Source organism: Pseudomonas sp. B424, from assembly GCF_055408345.1.
Genome location: NZ_JBUZTL010000007.1, coordinates 195,807 through 214,431, shown reverse-complemented (window position 1 = coordinate 214,431; position 18,625 = coordinate 195,807). Strand labels below are relative to the sequence as shown.

The following is an 18,625-nucleotide window of genomic DNA, read 5'->3' as shown; positions in this document are numbered from 1 at the left end:
CTACAGACAGCCGTATGAAAGGCTTAGGACGAAAACGCTTTTCGTCAGCAGATTTTTTACGAGGCTAAAAAAATGTGCCCGCGGAATCGTTGAACACTCAGATCCCGAGGGCGCGGCGTGACATCAGGCGGTTTCTGTGGATTCGACGAGAATCGTCAGCAGCACTTGAACACTCTGGGCAGCATCACGGCCCAGGCTGGTCAGATAGCCTCCATCGGGCTGATCAATCAGCTTTTTGTCATACAGACGGCGTGCGGCAGCCACTTTCTCTGGCGCGGCATGTTGATGGATTTTCAGGCCCTCAAGGGTACTTTCCAAGTCAAACAGTGCAAGGACTTCCAGTTCGGCAACCAACTCAGGGGTAAACGACATAAAGACTCCAGACTATGCAGGAAAAGACGACAGCTGCTCTAAGGTGATCCCACTGACGCTGACTGTCCAGTGACAGTTCCTACCTTTATAAAACAGCCTGTCGTGATAGGGCATTTGGAGTGTAGTCCAACTGTGGGAGCGAGCCTGCTCGCGAACGGCCTTCGCGAGCAGGCTCGCTCCCACTGGGGATATCTGCCCGGCAACAGAGTATCTACAGGTTTTTGCTGGTCGCGGGATCGGTATGACTTTTCAGTTATATAAACATTCTTAAATAGTATTTTTAAGAATATCCGCTCCTCACTACTATTGGCCCTACGCCAGCAGGCACCCCATATTTTCAGGAGCAGCACCATGAGCGCATCTCTACGTAGCGTTGACGGCCAGGACGAAGCAACCATTCTGCGGGAAATCCAGAGTGCGCTGCGGGACCTGCGCTTTGGTGCCGTTGAAATCACGGTGCATAACGCTCAAGTGGTTCAGATCGAACGCAAAGAGAAATTCCGGCTGCAAAACCCGAGTCAAAAAAGCAGCTGACTTGCACACAGCGCACTCGCCTGAAGGCGCTTATAAAAACTAAAAATACCCGCTTGGAGCCTCACCTATGTCCCTACGCCGTTACGCTTTGGCCGCGCTGGCCAGTGCCATTTTTGCTGGCTCCGCTGTGGCAAAAGATTACGAATTGCTCAACGTTTCCTACGATCCTACCCGTGAGCTGTACCAGGATTACAACACTGAGTTCACCAACTTCTGGAAAGCCAGCCACCCCGGTGACAACGTCAAAATCCAGCAATCCCACGGTGGCTCGGGCAAACAGGCTCGCGGCGTAATCGACGGCCTGCGCGCAGACGTCGTGACCCTGGCCCTGGCCGGTGACATCGACGAAATCGCCAAGCTGAACAAAGGCTCACTCCCGGAAAACTGGCAAACCCGCCTGCCGGACGCCAGCACCCCATACACCTCGACCATCGTGTTCCTGGTGCGCAAGGGCAACCCTAAAGGCATCAAGGACTGGGGCGACCTGACCAAAGACGGCGTATCGGTGATTACCCCGAACCCTAAAACCAGTGGCGGCGCCCGCTGGAACTTCCTTGCAGCCTACGCTTACGGCCTCAAGGCCAACGGCGGTAACGAAGAAAAAGCCAAAGAATACGTAAGAAGCCTGTTCAAACACGTGCCAGTGCTGGACACCGGCGCACGGGGTTCGACCATTACCTTCGTCAACAACGGTCAGGGTGACGTGTTGCTGGCCTGGGAAAACGAAGCGTTCCTGGCACTCAAGGAAGACGGCGGCGGTGACAAGTTCGATATCGTCGTGCCTTCGCTGTCAATTCTGGCCGAGCCTCCGGTGGCTGTAGTCGATAAAAACGCCGAGAAAAAAGGCAACACCGAAATCGCCAAAGCGTACCTCGAGCACCTTTACAGCCCGGCCGGTCAGGAAATCGCGGCGAAGAACTTCTACCGTCCGCGTGACGCGGCAGTAGCGGCCAAATACGCACAGCAGTTTCCGAAACTGGAACTTGTGACTATCGACAAAGACTTCGGTGGCTGGAAGACTGCGCAGCCGAAATTTTTTAATGACGGTGGCGTGTTCGACCAGATCTACCAGGCGCAATAACCTGCGGGGCGGGCCTTTGGGCCACGCTTAAAGCTAGAACATCAGGCCCGCAATTGGTTGCGGGCCTCGTGCGTTAACCCAAGGACTTTTATGTCGCGTCGTATCTCCCCCGTCATACCCGGCTTCGGGCTGACGCTGGGCTACACCTTGGTGTATCTCAGCCTGATTGTGCTCATTCCACTGGCGGCAATGTTCGTGCATGCCGCCCAACTGACCTGGGACCAGTTCTGGGCCATCATCACCGCTCCCCGGGTGTTGTCAGCGTTGCAGCTGAGCTTTGGCACCGCCTTTGTCGCCGCCATCATCAACGGCATCATCGGCACCGTGCTGGCCTGGGTTCTGGTGCGTTACACCTTCCCGGGACGCAAGGTCATCGACGCCATGATCGACCTGCCGTTTGCCCTGCCGACCGCCGTGGCCGGTATCGCCCTGACCGCCCTGTACGCCCCCAACGGCTGGATCGGCCAGTTCGCCGCCGACCTAGGCTTCAAAATCGCCTACACCCCGATGGGCATCACCCTGGCACTGACCTTCGTTACCCTGCCGTTTGTGGTGCGCACCGTGCAGCCGGTACTGGCCGACATCCCCCGCGAGATCGAAGAAGCCGCCGCCTGCCTGGGTGCCAAGCCCCTGCAAGTGTTCCGCTACATCCTGGTGCCGGCCTTGTTGCCCGCCTGGCTGACCGGTTTCGCCCTGGCCTTTGCCCGCGGTGTCGGCGAGTACGGTTCAGTGATTTTCATTGCCGGCAACATGCCGTTCAAAACCGAGATCCTGCCGCTGTTGATCATGGTCAAGCTGGACCAGTACGACTACACCGGCGCCACTGCCATTGGCGTGATGATGCTGGTGGTTTCCTTCATTTTGCTGCTGATCATCAACTTGATTCAGCGGCGCATCGAAAAACCGTGAAGGAGGCCTGACCATGTCCAGTTCAACACAGAGCGCCTCATCCGTAGCCAACGCCGCCCGCCGTGGCAGCCCGCTGTCGCGACGCTTGCTGATCGGCTTCGGCTGGTTGTTTTTCACCTTGTTCCTGTTGCTGCCGCTGCTGATCGTCGTGTCCCAGGGGTTGAAGATGGGGGTGGGTACGTTCTTTGACGCCATCCTCGAACCCGACGCCCTGTCGGCCCTCAAGCTGACCATCATTGCGGTGGTGATTTCGGTGCCGCTTAACGTGGTGTTCGGCGTCAGCGCCGCCTGGTGCGTGAGCAAATACAGCTTTCGCGGCAAAAGCATCCTGGTGACCCTGATCGACCTGCCGTTCTCGGTATCGCCGGTGATCGCCGGTCTGGTCTACGTGCTGATGTTCGGCGCACAAGGCTTCTTCGGCCCGTGGTTGCAAGACCACGACATCCAGATCGTCTTCGCCCTGCCGGGCATCGTGCTGGCGACCATCTTCGTCACCGTGCCGTTTGTGGCCCGTGAGCTGATCCCGCTGATGCAGGAGCAAGGCACCCAGGAAGAAGAAGCCGCACGCCTTTTGGGCGCCAACGGCTGGCAGATGTTCTGGCACGTCACGGTGCCCAATATCAAATGGGGCCTGATCTACGGCGTGGTGCTGTGTACCGCGCGGGCGATGGGTGAGTTCGGTGCGGTGTCGGTGGTTTCCGGGCACATTCGCGGGGTCACCAACACCCTGCCGCTGCACGTCGAGATCCTCTACAACGAATACAACCACGTTGCCGCCTTCGCTGTGGCCACCCTGTTGCTGATCCTGGCGCTCTTCATCCTGCTGCTCAAGCAGTGGAGCGAATCCCGTATTAACCGCCTGCGCGCCAGCGCCGCGGAGGAATGAACCATGTCGATCGAAGTCCGTAATGTCAGCAAGAACTTCAACGCCTTCAAGGCGCTGAACAGCATCAACCTGGATATTCACAGCGGCGAACTGGTGGCTCTGCTCGGTCCTTCGGGCTGCGGCAAAACCACCTTGCTGCGCATCATCGCAGGCCTCGAAACCCCGGACGAAGGCAACATCGTGTTCCACGGTGAAGACGTTTCGGGCCACGACGTGCGCGATCGCAACGTCGGTTTCGTGTTCCAGCATTACGCGCTGTTCCGCCACATGACGGTGTTCGACAACGTCGCCTTCGGCCTGCGCATGAAGCCGAAAAAAGAACGCCCGAACGAAACCCGCATCGCCGAAAAAGTCCACGAACTGCTGAACATGGTGCAACTGGACTGGTTGTCGGATCGTTACCCCGAGCAGCTCTCCGGCGGTCAGCGCCAGCGTATCGCCCTGGCCCGCGCCCTGGCGGTGGAACCTAAAGTGCTGCTGCTGGACGAACCCTTCGGCGCGCTGGATGCCAAGGTGCGCAAGGAGCTGCGTCGCTGGTTGGCGCGCCTGCACGAAGACATCAACCTGACGTCTGTGTTCGTGACCCACGACCAGGAAGAAGCGATGGAAGTCGCCGACCGCATCGTGGTGATGAACAAAGGTGTGATTGAGCAGATCGGCTCACCGGGCGAGGTTTACGAAAATCCGGCCAGCGATTTTGTGTACCACTTCCTGGGTGATTCCAACCGCCTGCACATCGGCGAAGACCAGCACGTGCTGTTCCGCCCGCACGAAGTGTCGTTGTCACGTCACGAACTCGAAGACCACCATGCCGCGCAGGTACGCGATATCCGCCCATTGGGCGCGACCACCCGGGTGACATTGAAGGTTGAGGGGCAAAGCGAGCTGATCGAAGTTGAAGTGGTCAAGGACCATGACAGCCTGACCGACCTGGCGCGGGGCGAGACATTGTTCTTCAAGCCCAAGGTGTGGCAGAAGGCTTAAGCCCACTGCCCTTGTGGGAGCGGGCTTGCTCGCGATGCAATCGACGCGGTTTGTCTTGAAACCACGTTGTTGCCATCGCGAGCAAGCCCGCTCCTACAGTTTCAGAGTGGATCTAAGGCTTTTTCAGCTTCGGATTAGGAAAGAACTGCACCGCCTGCACTTTAGGGTCCGGTGCTTTTTTCAGCGCCGAGATATTCACCCGCGTACCCAATTCCTTGGGCACCGACAGCCCTTGCTCATTCAACGTATCCGAATAACCGCAGGCCACGCACTCGCGGTGCGGTACTTCGTCTTCGTTCCACATCATCAGCTTGTCAGGCTCGCTGCACGCCGGGCAGACAGCCCCGGCGATAAAGCGTTTTTTGGTCACGTTCACAGGTGCATCGCTCATGCTGGCGAATCCTCGCTCAGGCCGCTGTGACGCAACAGCGCGTCGATCGACGGCTCACGGCCACGGAAGTCCTTGAACAACTCCATCGGCGCCAATGACCCGCCGCGGGCCAGAATGGCCTGGCGGAACGCCTTGCCGGTTTGCGGGTTGAACACGCCTTCTTCTTCAAAGCGCGAGAACGCATCCGCCGACAACACTTCCGCCCATTTGTAGCTGTAGTAACCCGCCGCGTAACCGCCCGCAAAAATGTGCGCGAAGCTGTTGGGGAAGCGGTTGTAAGCCGGTGGACGCATGACCGACACCTCGTCGCGGATGCCGTCCAGCACCTGCGCCACGCTGCGACCGTCACCGTGGGTGGCGTGCAGTTCGAAGTCGAACAACGAGAACTCCAGTTGGCGAACCATCATCAGCCCGGACTGGAAGTTCTTGGCCGCGAGCATCTTGTCCAGCAGGTCTTTTGGCAGCGCTTCGCCGGTTTCGTAGTGGCTGGAAATCAGCGCCAGGCCTTCAGGCTCCCAGCACCAGTTTTCCATGAACTGGCTCGGCAACTCGACCGCATCCCAGGCCACGCCGTTGATTCCGGACACGCCTGCGTGCTCGATCTCGGTCAGCATGTGGTGCAGGCCGTGACCGAACTCGTGGAACAGGGTGGTGACTTCGTCGTGGGTCAGCAGCGCAGGCTTGCCTGAAACGGCCGGGGTGAAGTTGCACACCAGGTTGGCCACCGGGCTTTGCAGAGTGCCAGCTGCCGTGCGACGACGATCGCGGGCGCCGTCCATCCACGCACCGCCACGCTTGTTGGCGCGGGCATAGAGGTCAAAGAAGAAGCGCCCGATGTGCTGGCCGTTTTCCTTGATTTCGAACAGGCGAACGTCCGGGTGCCAGGTATCGAAGCCTTTGATTTCGGCGATTTCGATCCCGTACAACTTCTGCACAATGGCAAACAGGCCGCCCAGTACCTTGTCGATCGGGAAGTAAGCGCGCAGTGCTTCTTGCGACACGCTGTAACGCTGTTCGCGCAGTTTCTCGCCGAAGAAACCTGTATCCCAGCTTTTCAGTTCCGGGGTGCCTTGTTCGGCGGCGTAGGCTTGCAGCTGTTCCAGGTCACGGGCAGCAAATGGCTTGCTGCGCTTGGCCAGATCGCGCAGGAAGGTCAGTACCTGATCCGGGGTTTCGGCCATTTTGGTGGCCAGGCTCAGTTCGGCAAAGCTGCCAAAACCCAACAGCCTGGCCAGCTCCTGACGCAGGTCGAGGATTTCTTCCATGACCGGGCCGTTGTCGAACTTGCCGGCATTCGGGCCCTGGTCCGACGCGCGGGTGCAGTACGCGGCGTAGACTTCTTCGCGCAGGGCGCGGTCTTCGGCGTAGGTCATGACCGGGAAGTAGCTCGGGAACTCCAGACTGATCAGCCAGCCGTCCAGACCTTTGGCCTGGGCCGCAGCGGCCATTTGCGCCTTGGCCGATTCGGTCAGGCCTGCCAGCGAGGCTTCGTCGGTGACGTGTTTGGTCCAGGCCTGGGTTGCGTCCAGCAGCTGGTTGGAGAACTTGCTGCCCAGCTCCGAGAGCTTGCTCTGAACTTCGGCATAACGCTTTTGATCAGCCTCTGGCAGGTCGATACCCGACAAGCGGAAGTCACGCAGCGAGTGCTCCAGAATGGTTTTTTGTGCCTGGTCGAAGTCAGCCACTTGCGGGCTGTGGGCCAGGGCTTCGAAGGCCTGGAACAGTTCGCGGTTCTGGCCCATCTCGGTGGAATAGGCGCTCAATGCAGGCAGGCAGGCCTCGTAGGCTTCGCGCAGTTCGCTGCTGTTGCACACGGCATTGAGGTGGCTGACCGGGCTCCAGGCCGCGCCCAGTCGATCGTTCAGCTCATCCATCGCCAAAACCAGGCCGGCCCATGTCGGGTTCTGGCCCTGGTCTTTGAGGATGTTTTGAATGCCGGCGCGGTTGTCGGCGAGGATCTGCTCGATGGCCGGCTGTACGTGCTCAGGACGGATCGCCGAGAACGGCGGCAGGTCGTAGGGCTGCAAAAGAGGGTTGTTCTCGCTCACGTTGGCACCTTGGCTTAAAGAAACATTGGGCCATCTTAATTACAATCGCCGCTAACCGCAGCACTGCAACGCCCTATTACTGCTAAAGAAGGAAGCTATAGGTGTCCATTCGTCCGTTCCAGCAACACACACCGACCCTGGGTGAGCGCACCTTTGTCGACCGCTCGGCGGTGGTGATCGGCGACGTCGAGATCGGCGCCGACAGTTCGATCTGGCCGCTGACCGTGATTCGCGGCGACATGCACCGCATCCGCATCGGTGCGCGCACCAGCGTGCAGGACGGCTGCGTGCTGCACATCACCCACGCCGGCCCCTTCAACCCCGAAGGTTTCCCGCTGTTGATCGGCGACGACGTGACCATCGCCCACAAAGTGATGCTGCATGGCTGTACCGTCGGCAGCCGCATCCTGATCGGCATGGGCAGTATCGTGATGGATGGCGCCGTAATTGAAGACGACGTGATCGTCGGCGCGGGCAGCCTGGTGCCGCCGGGCAAGCGTCTGGCCAGCGGTTTTCTGTATGTGGGCAGCCCGGTCAGGCAAGTGCGTGAACTGAGCGAAAAAGAAAAAGCCTTTTTCACCTACAGCGCCGGCAACTACGTAAAACTCAAAGACCAGCATTTGGCCGAAGGCTATCACCTGCCGGTTTAAGCTCATTTTTCAGGAAGCCTTGCATGCATTACCAAAACGTATTGTTCGACCTCGACGGCACCCTGACGGACCCGCGCGAAGGCATCACCCGTTCGATCCAGTTTGGCCTGGGCAAAATGGGCATCGATGAACCCGACCTGAGCAAGCTCGAACACTTTATCGGCCCGCCCCTGCTGCAACAGTTCATGGCCACCTATGGCTTTGACGAGGCACAAGCCTGGGAGGCGATGGGTTTTTACCGCGAGCGTTTTGCGGTAACTGGCCTGTATGAAAACCAGGTATTCGATGGCGTGACAGCGCTGCTCGAAGAACTGGCAGGGCAGGGTCGCCAACTGTTTATCGCGACGTCCAAACCGCACATCTACGCGCGCGAAATCGCCCGCCATTTTGATTTCGCCAAACACTTCAACGTGATTTACGGCAGCGAACTGGACGGCACGCGTACCAACAAGGTTGAGCTGATTGCGCACCTGATGAACGAGCAAGGGCTGGACCCGGCGCAGACCCTGATGATCGGCGACCGCAAGCACGACCTGATCGGTGCCCGCGACAACGGCATGGACGCGGCGGCGGTGGGTTATGGTTTTGGCAGCTTTGAAGAGCTGAGTTCGTTTAATCCCAAGTACCACTTTGAAACCCTGGCGCAGTTGCATCAGGCGTTCAAACACTGACCTGCCCTTGTGGGAGCGGGCTTGCTCGCGATTGAGCCGGCGCGGTGTGACAGATTCACCGCGTCGTGGCCATCGCGAGCAAGCCCGCTCCCACATACACTAACCGGCGCGCAGCTCCATCTCCCGCTGCAAATCCTCGCGCCAGCCCAGCAAAAAGCCCAGTTCCACCACCACAAACAGCGGCCCGATAATCAGCCCGGTCACGTCATCGATAAACGCCGGTTTGCGCCCTTCGTAGTAATGCCCCACAAACTGAATCACCCAGCCGACCACAAACAAACCAACTCCCCAGCCCAGCCAGGCGCCGGTACCCAGCACCGCCAGCGTGTGCCCCAGCCACACCGCCAGCCCCAGCAGCACCGTCATCAACAACCCCAAACGCAGCTCAAGGCGCACATAAAAAATCGCGCTCGCCAGCATCACCAGCACCGCTGGCGAGATCCCCGCCCACTGTGGTCGCGAGAGCAAGGTCGCCACGGCGATCACAATCAAGGGGACGCCGATGAAGTGGCTGGCAATGTTGCGTCGGTCACGGTGATAGGCAGCGTATTGGCTCAAATGATCGACCAGGCTTTTCATGGACTGAACCCTCAGGAATTACTTTTTAGTTATAAACAAATAGCTTCTTATTCCTTAGAGAATCTAAAAACCGTCCCTATACTGACTCGGTAACACACATACCGCTGGAGGCGCGCACCCATGGGCAACGATTCGATTCGCTATTTGATAGTGCCGGGCTGGCAAGGTTCGTCCGACGATCATTGGCAAACCCACTGGCAAAACAGCTTGCCGAACAGTGCCCGGGTGGAACAGGCCGACTGGTTGACGCCTCGCTGCGAAGACTGGATCGCTGCCCTGGCCGAAGCCATTGTCGCCGACAGCACGCCTGTGATTCTGATCGCCCACAGCCTGGGTTGCATTACCGTAGCCCACTGGGCCGAGCGTGCGCCAGAAAGCCTGTTGCGCCAAGTGCGCGGTGCATTACTGGTGGCCCCGGCCGATGTCGAACGTCCGGCCTGTGCGCCCGCCCTGCGCAACTTTGCACCGATCCCGAGCCGGCCGTTGCCGTTCCCGAGCCAAATTGTCAGTTCGGACAACGATGCGGCCGTCAGCGCGCCACGAGCCATGGAGTTCGCCCGGCAATGGGGCTCGGAGGTCGGCATTATCAGCGGCGCCGGGCATATCAACGTCAAGTCCGGGCATCAGCGCTGGGAGCAAGGCTTCGCCTTTTTGTACCGCCTGCAAACCCGTATCGAACATGGCGCCCTGCGCCGCGCATGAATTTCTGTAACGCCCGCGCCCACCTTTAGGCGGCGGGCGGGAGCCTGCCATGAGCCTGCATGAAACCTTTGGCCAGCCATTGCTGACCTTTCCCGACGCTGAAAAAAGCCCGCTGAGCATTCGCGCCAAGGCGCTGGTATTTGTCGACCCGCGTTCGCGCGAGCTGCGCAACGATCTGGAACAGCTGGCACCCCGGGCCTTGCCCGTATTGATTCGTGGCGAGACCGGCAGCGGCAAGGAGCTGCTGGCCCGGCACATTCACCGCGCCAGCGACCGCTGCGGCCTGTTTGTGTCCGTCAACTGCGGGGCGATCAGCCCCACCTACGCCGACGCCGAACTGTTCGGCTACGCCCCCGGCGCGCACAGCAGTTCGGCCAGCAGCCGCGCCGGGTGGTTTGGTTCGGCCAATGGCGGCACCTTGTACCTGGACGAAATTGGCGACTTGCCCCTAGCGATTCAAATCAAGCTGTTGGCCGCACTGGAAACCCACGAAGTCACCCGTGTGGGTGCCCATCAGCCCAGCCCGGTGGATGTGCGCCTGGTTGCCGCCACCAGCATCGACCTGGCGCAGGCGGTGAGTGCCGGAAAATTCCACGAGCGCCTTTATCGCTACCTCAGCGAAGGGCGGCTGGAGTTGCCCGCATTACGCGAGCGGCCCGGGGACATCCTGTCTCTGGCGGAATATTTTTTAGGCATCTACAGCCAGCGCCTGAACCTGCCCGTGCCGTTTATCAGCGACAGCGCGCAACGGGTACTTGAGCGCTACAGCTGGCCGGGCAACACCCGGGAGCTGGAAAACGTGATTCATTTTGCGCTGTTGGTGAGCTCCGGCGAAGAGATCCTTCCCGAGCACTTGAACCTGCCCGACGCACTGAGCCAGATTGAGCTGTTTATCAAGGGGGCAACAGAACAGGAGTTGGCGGCACTGAAAAAAATTCTGACTTGAGCAATCCACCCCGTAGCCGCTGCCAAAGGCTGCGTCCGACGACGTAGTCGTCGCAAACTCGGGTTGCCCTTTTTCCAGGTCAACCGCACATCCGGGCTTACGAACGCTTCGCGTCCGGACGCAGCCTTCGGCAGCGGCTACGGATTATGAGGAGGCGGTAAAACTCAAGCGAACAAAATGGCATAAGAAGCTGAATAAATATTATTGTTCGGGAATAAAGAAACTCGGTATTGTCCGTTTCGTCTTCCAATAAAACCGTCATCCGAACGGTCACACACTTAAGGGTATTGCATGAAAAAGGTTCTGTTGTTTACCGCATTGGCGGCTGCTTTGACGGCAGGCCTGGCACAAGCCGGCGAGAAACTGGTGGTCGCGGCAACGCCGATCCCGCACGCCGAAATCCTTGAGCTGATCAAACCAACCCTCGCCAAAGAAGGCGTGGACCTGGAAATCAAAGTGTTCACCGACTACGTGCAGCCTAACGTGCAGGTCGATCAGAAGCGTCTGGACGCCAACTACTTCCAGACCCTGCCGTACCTCGAAAGCTTCAATAAAGGCAAAGGCACCAACCTGGTTACCGTGGTCGGTGTTCACGTTGAACCGTTCGGTGGCTACTCGAAGAAAATCAAAAACCTGTCCGAGCTCAAAGATGGCGCCACAGTGGCTATCCCGAACGAAGGCAGCAACAGCGGCCGCGCTCTGATCCTGCTGCAAAAGGCCGGCCTGATCACCCTCAAAGACCCGTCCAACGCACTGGCGACCCCGAAAGACATCGCCAGCAACCCGAAAAACCTCAAGTTCAAAGAACTTGAGTCGGCCATGCTGGCCCGGGTACTGGACCAGGTTGACCTGGACATGATCAACACCAACTACGCGCTGGAAGCGGGCCTGAACCCGGCGACCGACGCACTGGTCATTGAAGGCGCCGATTCGCCTTACGTGAACTTCCTGGTGGCTCGCCCTGACAACAAGGACAGCCCTGCCATCCAGAAGCTGGCCAAAGCCCTGACCAGCCCTGAAGTGAAAGCCTTCATCGCTGAAAAATACAAAGGTGCAGTGTTGCCAGCGTTCTAAACAACACTCGCCCCACTGAAAACGCCGACGGCTATTAAAGCGTCGGCGTTTTTATTTGTCGGGCCAATACCAGGCGGGCTGATCCAGCAAACGCTGGCCGACCACTTCAGTCTGGCCGAAATTTTTTTCCAGCACGATGCAGTTGCACTCCGGGTCTTGCTGCAAGGCCGCGATCAGGCGCCGGGCATGGGACACAACCCATACCTGAGTGTGCTGCGAAACGCTGATAATCAACCGCGCCAGCGCGGGCAGCAGGTCAGGGTGCAGGCTGGTCTCGGGCTCGTTGAGTACCATCATGCCCGGCGGGCGCGGGGTGAGCAGGGCGGCGATCAACAATAGATAGCGCAGCGTACCGTCTGACAACTCGGCGGCCGACAATGGCCGCAGCAGCCCCTCCTGATAAAACTCGATATGAAAATGCCCGCCGGGTACGCACTCGATTTCCAGCCTGGCGCCGGGGAACGCATCGCAGATCGCGGCATGCAGGGCTTCAGGATTGCCAACTTCAAGGATGGTTTGCAACGCTGCCGCCAGATCACGGCCATCGTGATGCAGCACCGGCGTGCGTGTGCCTAGCTGCGGTTGACGCACAGGAGCGTCGGGGTCGGTGCGAAAGTGATCGTAAAAGCGCCAGCCACGGATGGACTCGCGTAACGGCAAGACTTCAGGCGACGCCTGCAAGCTGCCGACCTGATCAAACAGGCTGTCGAACAACGGCGTGTGCTGTGCCAGCACCTGCCAGTTGCGCCCGTCACGAGCGCGGATCATGGGCCCTTTGCGCTCCACCAGCTCACTGGCCGGCCGGTAAAAAGGCCCCGCCCAGATACTCTCGTGCTTGATTTGCGGATCGAGGTTGAACTGCGTACGCCCCGGTATCGGCAAGCCCAAGGCGATGGCGTAGCTGAAATCCTCCCCGGCAAACCCAAGTCGCAGCCGCTTGGCCCCCTGATGGACGCTGGCATTTATATCGACTTCGCCCTGTTTCATGCGCCGGGAAATCACCTCTGGCCCGGCCCAGAATGTTGAACTCAGGCCACCTTCGCGGGCCAGGGCATTGACCACTCCGCCCTGGGCGGTTTCGGCCAATAACCGCAGCGCGCGGTAAAGATTCGATTTGCCACTACCATTGGGACCGGTAATCAGATTAAGTCTGGCCAGCGGGATCACCAACTGGTTGATCGAGCGGTAGTTGGCCACGGCCAGTGTGGTGAGCATAAAACGCCTCGAATTGGGATAAAGAAACCTGTGGGAGCGAGCCTGCTCGCGAAGGTCATCAAAGTGCCGCGATTACCCGGTAAATACGCGCTATCGTTACCAACCTTCGCGAGCAGGCTAGCTCCCGCAATTAAGAAACCAAACGGCGCATAGAGTCCCACAGACGGTAAACCCTGTTCTACGCTATCAACCGTATCCGAATGTTAATTGGCATCACGCAAAGGAGCTTGCATGGCGGGTCCACGAAACACAGGTATTTTGGGCTTGAGCCTTTTGGTGCTTCTGACCGCGTGCGGCAAAGAGGGCCCACAAGAGCCTTTGTCCCCTCGGGTGTATGTGCAGCAGGTCAGCAGCCGCGAATTTGCACCACCGATCCAGCTCAGCGGCGATATTCAGGCCCGGGTCGAAACCCAGCTTTCGTTCCGGGTAGGCGGCAAGATTATCGAGCGCAAGGTCGATGTGGGAGACCACATCCAGGCCAATCAGATGCTGGCCCGACTCGACCCCAAAGACTTGAAAATCCAGGTCCAGACAGCCCAGGCCAGCGTCAACGCGCAACAGGCCCAGGTGGTGCAGACTCGCGCTGCGTTTGTTCGTCAGCAAAAACTGTTGCCAAAAGGCTACACCAGCCAAAGCGAATACGACGCCGCCAACGCCGCCCAATTGAGTGCAAAGAGTGCTCTGGATGCCGCGCAGGCACAGCTGGCCAACGCCCGTGAACAACTGAGCTACAGCAACCTGCAAGCCGAAGCACCCGGCATCATCACTGCGCGCCAGGCCGAAGTGGGGCAAGTCGTGCAGGCCACCATGCCGATTTTCACCCTGGCCCGCGACGGTGCCCGGGACGCGGTGTTTAACGTGTATGAATCGCTGTTTATCGAACCGCCCAAAGACCCCACCGTGCAGGTCACGCTGCTGAGCGATCCGACGATCAAGGTCAAAGGCCAGATCCGCGAAATCACCCCCACGGTGGCAGCACAGAGCGGCACGCTGCAAATTAAGGTGCAACTCGATGCACTGCCCAAAGGCATGGACCTGGGGTCGATTGTCAGCGTCAACCTGACCCCGGCCCCCAGCCGCAGCATCGAGCTGCCGTGGTCGGCCCTGACCAAGGACATCAGCGAGCCCGCCGTGTGGATTGCCGACGAGCACAGCAACGTACGCCTGCAGCGGGTCAAGGTCGGGCGCTACCTGACCGGCAGCGTGATCGTCAGCGAAGGCCTCAAGGATGGAGAGAACGTCGTGGTCGCAGGCGGGCAGTTGCTACACCCCGGCATGAAGGTTGAAATCGTCCCCGCACCGGCACAGGGGGTTCAACTATGAAACGGCTATTGATAAAACGCATGGGGCTTCTGCCCTTGGCCGCCGCCCTGCTGCTGGTGGGCTGCTCTGAAAAAAAGCCGCCCGAACCCGTCAGACCGGCGCTGTATGTGGTGGCCCAACCTGAGCTGGCACAAAACCTGGGACGCTTCGCCGGCAATATCGAAGCGCGCTATGAAAGTACCCTGGGCTTTCGCGTGCCGGGGCGCATCGTGCGCCGTTATTACGATGTGGGCGCGGTGGTCAAACAGGGCGACATTCTGGCCAACCTCGACCCGACCGATCAGCAAAATCAGCTGCGCTCGGCCCAGGGCGACCTGGCCAAGGTGCAGGCACAACTGATCAACACCCAGGCCAATGCCCGTCGCCAGCAAGAGCTGTTCGACCGCGGCGTGGGCGCACAGGCGCAGCTGGATATCGCACAGACCGACCTCAAGACCACACAAGCCTCGATGCAACAGGCCGTCGCCGCCGTCAATCAGGCCCAGGACCAGCTCAGTTACTGCAACCTGCGCGCCGACCATGATGCGGTGATCACCCAGTGGCAGGCCGAGGCCGGCCAAGTGGTAAGCATCGGCCAGGAAGTGGTCACGCTGGCACGCCCTGAAATCAAAGAGGCGGTGATCGACCTGCCGGGGCCGCTGGCCGAAGCGTTACCCAAGGGCATCGAGTTCCGCGTAGCCGGTCAGCTCGACCCGAGCGTCAACACCAGCGCCCATGTTCGCGAGATTGCCCCGCAAGCCGACAGCGCCACCCGCACCCGGCGCACCCGCCTGACCCTGGACCAGACCCCGGCAGCGTTCCGCCTCGGCAGTTCGGTCAGCGTGACCGTCAGCAACCCGATTGCCGAGCATTTCCAGCTGCCCCTGACCGCCGTGCAGGAAACCGGCGGCCACAGCCGGGTGTGGGTCATCGACCCCACAACCCTCACCGTTACCCCGCGGGACATCACCGTGGTGAGCCGTGATGCGCAGAGCGTTCTGCTGGCAGGCGGCATAAAAGCCGGCGACTACGTGGTCAGCGCAGGCGTGAACAGCCTCACCCCCGGACAGAAAGTCAGACTTGATAAGGAAAGCTCGCAATGAATGGGAAGTTCAACCTGTCCGAGTGGGCTCTGAAGCATCAGTCGTTCGTCTGGTACTTGATGTTTATGGCGGTGGCCGCCGGCATCTTTTCGTACATCAACCTGGGACGCGCAGAAGACCCGAGCTTTGCCATCAAAACCATGGTGATCCAGACCAGGTGGCCCGGCGCCACGGTGGATGAAACCCGGTTGCAAATCACCGACCGCATCGAGAAAAAGCTCGAAGAGCTGGACTCCCTCGACTACGTGCAAAGCTATACCCGACCCGGTGAATCCACGGTTTTCGTGTTCCTCAAGGACACCACCAAGGCCGATGCCATCCCGAATATCTGGTATGAGGTGCGCAAGAAAATCGGCGACATCCGCGGCGACTTTCCCCAAGGTATTCAAGGCCCAGGGTTCGACGATGAGTTCGGTGATGTCTACGGCACCATCTACGCCTTTACCGGCGATGGCTTCACCATGCGCCAGCTTCGCGATTACGTGGAGCAGGTACGCACCGGGATTCGCGATGTACCCAATCGCGGCAAGGTGACGACCATTGGCGAGCAGGAAGAAACCTTCTACCTCGATTTTTCAACCCGCAAGCTGGCAGCGCTGGGCCTTGATCAGCAGCAGATACTTGAAAGCCTGCAAGCACAGAACGCCGTAACCCCCGCCGGGGTCATCGAAGCGGGCCCCGAACGCATGTCGGTCCGCACGTCAGGCCAGTTCCACAGTGTTGAAGACCTGGCGGCGGTAAACCTGCGGGTCAACGACCGCTTTTACCGGCTGGCCGACATTGCCGACATTACCCGAGGCTACGTCTACCCTGCTGCGCCGATGTTCCATTACAACGGCAAGCCTGCCATTGGCCTGGCGATCGCCATGATTGATGGCGGCAACATTCAGGAGTTCGGCAAGCAACTGCAGGAGCGCATCGATGAACTGACTGCGCAGTTGCCGGTGGGTGTGGGCGTACACATGGTGTCCGATCAGGCGCAGGTGGTTGAAGAAGCCGTGAGCGGCTTCACCAGTGCGCTGTTCGAAGCCGTAGTGATTGTACTGGCGGTGAGTTTTATCAGCCTGGGCCTGCGAGCCGGCTTGGTGGTGGCGATTTCGATCCCGCTGGTTCTGGCGCTGGTGTTCGTGTTTATGGAGTTCACCGGCATCGCCATGCAACGGGTATCTCTGGGGGCGCTGATCATCGCCCTGGGCCTGCTGGTGGACGACGCCATGATCACGGTGGAGATGATGATCACGCGCCTGGAACTGGGGGAAACCAAGGAGCAGGCGGCAACCTTTGCCTACCACTCCACGGCCTTCCCGATGCTCACCGGCACCCTGGTGACGGTGGCCGGTTTTGTGCCCATCGGCCTGAACAACAGCTCGGCGGGGGAGTACACGTTCACCCTGTTCGCGGTGATTGCCGTGGCGATGCTGGTGTCGTGGGTGGTGGCGGTGCTGTTCGCGCCGGTGCTGGGCGTGCATATCCTCAGCGCCAAGGTCAAACCCAAGCCCGAAACACCCGGGCGCCTGGCCCGCTGGTTCGACACCGGCCTGCTGTGGTGCATGCGCCATCGCTGGGTGACCATTGGCGCCACGGTGCTGATGTTTGTGCTGGCGGTGTTCGGCATGGGCCTGGTGCAGAACCAGTTCTTCCCGGCCTCCGACCGCCCCGAAATACTGGTGGACCTGAACCTGCCGCAAAACGCATCGATCCAGGAAACCCTCAAAGTCACCCAGCGCTTTGAAGAATCGCTCAAGGGCGACCCGGATATCGTGCGCTGGAGCACCTATGTGGGCGAGGGCGCGATTCGTTTCTACCTGCCGCTGGATCAACAACTGCAGAACCCGTTCTACTCCCAACTGGTCATCGTCAGCACCGGGCTGGAAAGCCGCGACGTCTTGATCGAGCGCCTCAACAAGCGCCTGCGCGAAGAGTTTGTGGGGGTAGGCAGTTTCGTCCATACCCTGGAGCTGGGACCGCCGGTTGGCCAGCCGTTGCAGTATCGGGTCAGCGGCAAAAACATCGATCTGGTACGCAAATATTCGATCGACCTGGCCTCAGTGCTCGACGCCAACCCCAACGTCGGCGAAACCATCTTCAACTGGAACGAACCCGGCAAGGTACTGCGCATCGACATTGCCCAGGACAAGGCCCGCCAGTTCGGGCTGTCGTCCGAAGACGTGGCCCATGTGATGAACAGCATCGTCAGCGGCGCAGCCGTCAGCCAGGTCAAAGACAATATCTACCTGATCAACATCGTCGGGCGGGCCGTGGGCAGTGAGCGCGGCAGTCCGGAAACCCTGTTGAACCTGCAAATCACCACACCGGGCGGTACCTCGATTCCGTTGCTGGCCTTTGCCACCGTGCGCTACGAACTGGAGCAACCGCTGATCTGGAGCCGTGACCGGATACCCACCCTCACGCTCAAGGCCTCGGTGCGCGGCTCGATGCAACCGACAGATCTGGTCAACCAGCTAAAACCCGAGGTCGACAAGTTCGCCGCCAGCCTGCCACAGGGCTACACCCTGCAAACGGGCGGCACAGTGGAGCAAAGCGCCAAGGCACAGGGCCCGATCGCCAAGGTCGTGCCGCTGATGCTGTTCTTGATGGCGACGTTCCTGATGATCCAGCTGCAAAGCGTGCAGAAGATGTTCCTGGTGGTGAGTGTCGCGCCGCTGGGCCTGATCGGCGTGGTACTGGCTCTGGTGCCAACCGGCACGCCAATGGGCTTTGTGGCGATTTTGGGCATCCTGGCCCTGGTGGGCATCATCGTGCGTAACTCGGTGATCCTGGTGACCCAGATCGATCAGTTCGAGCGCGATGGCTACGACCCGTGGCACGCGGTGGTACAAGCCACTGAGCACCGTCGCCGGCCGATCCTGCTCACAGCGGCGGCGGCCAGCCTGGGCATGATCCCGATTGCCCGTGACGTTTTCTGGGGGCCAATGGCCTACGCCATGATCGGCGGGATCATCTCCGCCACCCTGCTCACGTTGCTGTTCCTGCCATCGCTGTACGTGGCCTGGTACAAGATCAAGGAGAGCAAAGAGCCGCCGCCGGCCCATGTTTGATTACCCCACGGAGGTAAAGATTGTTGTGATTATCCGAATACCGGTATCAATCCAGCAGTCTTTATCTGCCTGAACGCACATGTGAATCTAGCCCCACGCCTTTCCACTATGGAGTGTTG

The 18,625-nt window shown here is 59.7% G+C and carries 18 protein-coding genes; 13 read left to right on the top strand and 5 right to left on the bottom strand.

What is annotated here, in order from left to right:
- Positions 1–123 precede the first annotated feature (123 nt).
- Positions 124–372: a TIGR02647 family protein gene (locus tag ACZRMS_RS11385; protein WP_048361411.1), complete on the bottom strand. Its 249-nt coding sequence runs from the start codon at positions 370–372 to the stop codon at positions 124–126.
- A gap of 351 nt (positions 373–723) precedes the next feature.
- Between ACZRMS_RS11385 and oscA the strand changes: the two genes are divergently transcribed.
- From oscA to ACZRMS_RS11360, 5 genes are all read left to right on the top strand, one after another.
- On the top strand, positions 724–906 hold the full coding sequence (gene oscA, locus ACZRMS_RS11380; RefSeq protein ID WP_048361412.1) for a sulfur starvation response protein OscA: 183 nt from the start codon (positions 724–726) through the stop codon (positions 904–906).
- Between the two features lie 67 nt (positions 907–973).
- Complete coding sequence (locus ACZRMS_RS11375) at positions 974–1,987, top strand: sulfate ABC transporter substrate-binding protein (RefSeq protein ID WP_463995432.1); 1,014 nt, start codon at positions 974–976, stop codon at positions 1,985–1,987.
- A gap of 90 nt (positions 1,988–2,077) precedes the next feature.
- Positions 2,078–2,896, top strand: coding sequence for a sulfate ABC transporter permease subunit CysT (gene cysT, locus ACZRMS_RS11370; RefSeq protein ID WP_048361414.1), 819 nt, complete (start codon positions 2,078–2,080; stop codon positions 2,894–2,896).
- A 13-nt stretch (positions 2,897–2,909) separates the two neighbouring features.
- On the top strand, positions 2,910–3,782 hold the full coding sequence (gene cysW, locus ACZRMS_RS11365; protein WP_048361415.1) for a sulfate ABC transporter permease subunit CysW: 873 nt from the start codon (positions 2,910–2,912) through the stop codon (positions 3,780–3,782).
- A gap of 3 nt (positions 3,783–3,785) precedes the next feature.
- Entirely contained in the window at positions 3,786–4,766 is a 981-nt protein-coding gene (locus ACZRMS_RS11360; protein WP_463995431.1) for a sulfate/molybdate ABC transporter ATP-binding protein, read from the top strand.
- A gap of 112 nt (positions 4,767–4,878) precedes the next feature.
- Here the strand turns inward: ACZRMS_RS11360 and ACZRMS_RS11355 are convergent, their stop codons facing one another.
- Complete coding sequence (locus ACZRMS_RS11355) at positions 4,879–5,157, bottom strand: YheV family putative zinc ribbon protein (protein ID WP_463995430.1); 279 nt, start codon at positions 5,155–5,157, stop codon at positions 4,879–4,881.
- Entirely contained in the window at positions 5,154–7,205 is a 2,052-nt protein-coding gene (gene prlC / locus ACZRMS_RS11350; RefSeq protein WP_463995429.1) for an oligopeptidase A, read from the bottom strand. The genes ACZRMS_RS11355 and prlC overlap by 4 nt, the downstream gene beginning before the upstream one ends.
- A gap of 101 nt (positions 7,206–7,306) precedes the next feature.
- On the opposite strand from prlC, the gene ACZRMS_RS11345 reads away from it, so the two are divergent.
- Together ACZRMS_RS11345 and ACZRMS_RS11340 are read left to right on the top strand one after the other, a co-directional pair.
- A complete protein-coding gene (locus ACZRMS_RS11345; RefSeq protein WP_463995428.1) occupies positions 7,307–7,855 on the top strand; it encodes a gamma carbonic anhydrase family protein in 549 nt (182 codons plus the stop codon).
- 23 nt (positions 7,856–7,878) lie between these two features.
- Positions 7,879–8,526, top strand: a complete 648-nt coding sequence (locus tag ACZRMS_RS11340) for an HAD family hydrolase (RefSeq protein WP_463995427.1) — start codon at positions 7,879–7,881, stop codon at positions 8,524–8,526.
- A 99-nt stretch (positions 8,527–8,625) separates the two neighbouring features.
- On the opposite strand, the gene ACZRMS_RS11335 is transcribed toward ACZRMS_RS11340, so the two are convergent.
- The gene (locus ACZRMS_RS11335; protein ID WP_463995426.1) at positions 8,626–9,105 is read right to left on the bottom strand and encodes an Mpo1 family 2-hydroxy fatty acid dioxygenase; all 480 of its coding nucleotides are present in this window, start codon (positions 9,103–9,105) and stop codon (positions 8,626–8,628) included.
- A gap of 120 nt (positions 9,106–9,225) precedes the next feature.
- Between ACZRMS_RS11335 and ACZRMS_RS11330 the strand changes: the two genes are divergently transcribed.
- The 3 genes from ACZRMS_RS11330 to ACZRMS_RS11320 all read left to right on the top strand — a co-directional run bounded on the left by ACZRMS_RS11330 (position 9,226) and on the right by ACZRMS_RS11320 (position 11,827).
- A complete protein-coding gene (locus ACZRMS_RS11330) occupies positions 9,226–9,807 on the top strand; it encodes an alpha/beta hydrolase (protein ID WP_463995425.1) in 582 nt (193 codons plus the stop codon).
- Positions 9,808–9,856: 49 nt separating this feature from the next.
- Positions 9,857–10,753, top strand: coding sequence for a sigma 54-interacting transcriptional regulator (locus ACZRMS_RS11325; protein ID WP_463995424.1), 897 nt, complete (start codon positions 9,857–9,859; stop codon positions 10,751–10,753).
- A 291-nt stretch (positions 10,754–11,044) separates the two neighbouring features.
- Positions 11,045–11,827, top strand: a complete 783-nt coding sequence (locus tag ACZRMS_RS11320; RefSeq protein ID WP_019828286.1) for a MetQ/NlpA family ABC transporter substrate-binding protein — start codon at positions 11,045–11,047, stop codon at positions 11,825–11,827.
- Between the two features lie 51 nt (positions 11,828–11,878).
- Here the strand turns inward: ACZRMS_RS11320 and ACZRMS_RS11315 are convergent, their stop codons facing one another.
- Entirely contained in the window at positions 11,879–13,042 is a 1,164-nt protein-coding gene (locus ACZRMS_RS11315; protein ID WP_463995423.1) for an AAA family ATPase, read from the bottom strand.
- A gap of 231 nt (positions 13,043–13,273) precedes the next feature.
- Here ACZRMS_RS11315 and ACZRMS_RS11310 point away from each other — a divergent pair, with 231 nt between their 5' ends.
- The 3 genes from ACZRMS_RS11310 to ACZRMS_RS11300 are packed head-to-tail and all read left to right on the top strand — an operon-like array spanning position 13,274 to position 18,506.
- On the top strand, positions 13,274–14,365 hold the full coding sequence (locus ACZRMS_RS11310; RefSeq protein WP_463995422.1) for an efflux RND transporter periplasmic adaptor subunit: 1,092 nt from the start codon (positions 13,274–13,276) through the stop codon (positions 14,363–14,365).
- Between the two features lie 11 nt (positions 14,366–14,376).
- Positions 14,377–15,447, top strand: coding sequence for an efflux RND transporter periplasmic adaptor subunit (locus ACZRMS_RS11305; protein ID WP_463995445.1), 1,071 nt, complete (start codon positions 14,377–14,379; stop codon positions 15,445–15,447).
- A complete protein-coding gene (locus ACZRMS_RS11300; RefSeq protein ID WP_463995421.1) occupies positions 15,444–18,506 on the top strand; it encodes an efflux RND transporter permease subunit in 3,063 nt (1,020 codons plus the stop codon). The genes ACZRMS_RS11305 and ACZRMS_RS11300 overlap by 4 nt, the downstream gene beginning before the upstream one ends.
- Positions 18,507–18,625: the final 119 nt, after the last annotated feature.

What these genes read in the sequence shown, in the direction of transcription:
- cysT (WP_048361414.1), top strand. Translation starts at nt 2,078, where the DNA reads ATGTCGCGTCGTATCTCCCCCGTCATACCCGGCTTCGGGCTGACGCTG.
- ACZRMS_RS11360 (WP_463995431.1), top strand. Translation starts at nt 3,786, where the DNA reads ATGTCGATCGAAGTCCGTAATGTCAGCAAGAACTTCAACGCCTTCAAG.
- ACZRMS_RS11325 (WP_463995424.1), top strand. Translation starts at nt 9,857, where the DNA reads ATGAGCCTGCATGAAACCTTTGGCCAGCCATTGCTGACCTTTCCCGAC.
- ACZRMS_RS11300 (WP_463995421.1), top strand. Translation starts at nt 15,444, where the DNA reads ATGAATGGGAAGTTCAACCTGTCCGAGTGGGCTCTGAAGCATCAGTCG.
- oscA (WP_048361412.1), top strand. Translation starts at nt 724, where the DNA reads ATGAGCGCATCTCTACGTAGCGTTGACGGCCAGGACGAAGCAACCATT.
- ACZRMS_RS11330 (WP_463995425.1), top strand. Translation starts at nt 9,226, where the DNA reads ATGGGCAACGATTCGATTCGCTATTTGATAGTGCCGGGCTGGCAAGGT.
- cysW (WP_048361415.1), top strand. Translation starts at nt 2,910, where the DNA reads ATGTCCAGTTCAACACAGAGCGCCTCATCCGTAGCCAACGCCGCCCGC.
- ACZRMS_RS11355 (WP_463995430.1), bottom strand. Translation starts at nt 5,157, where the DNA reads ATGAGCGATGCACCTGTGAACGTGACCAAAAAACGCTTTATCGCCGGG.
- ACZRMS_RS11340 (WP_463995427.1), top strand. Translation starts at nt 7,879, where the DNA reads ATGCATTACCAAAACGTATTGTTCGACCTCGACGGCACCCTGACGGAC.
- ACZRMS_RS11320 (WP_019828286.1), top strand. Translation starts at nt 11,045, where the DNA reads ATGAAAAAGGTTCTGTTGTTTACCGCATTGGCGGCTGCTTTGACGGCA.
- ACZRMS_RS11315 (WP_463995423.1), bottom strand. Translation starts at nt 13,042, where the DNA reads ATGCTCACCACACTGGCCGTGGCCAACTACCGCTCGATCAACCAGTTG.
- ACZRMS_RS11375 (WP_463995432.1), top strand. Translation starts at nt 974, where the DNA reads ATGTCCCTACGCCGTTACGCTTTGGCCGCGCTGGCCAGTGCCATTTTT.
- ACZRMS_RS11335 (WP_463995426.1), bottom strand. Translation starts at nt 9,105, where the DNA reads ATGAAAAGCCTGGTCGATCATTTGAGCCAATACGCTGCCTATCACCGT.
- ACZRMS_RS11385 (WP_048361411.1), bottom strand. Translation starts at nt 372, where the DNA reads ATGTCGTTTACCCCTGAGTTGGTTGCCGAACTGGAAGTCCTTGCACTG.
- ACZRMS_RS11310 (WP_463995422.1), top strand. Translation starts at nt 13,274, where the DNA reads ATGGCGGGTCCACGAAACACAGGTATTTTGGGCTTGAGCCTTTTGGTG.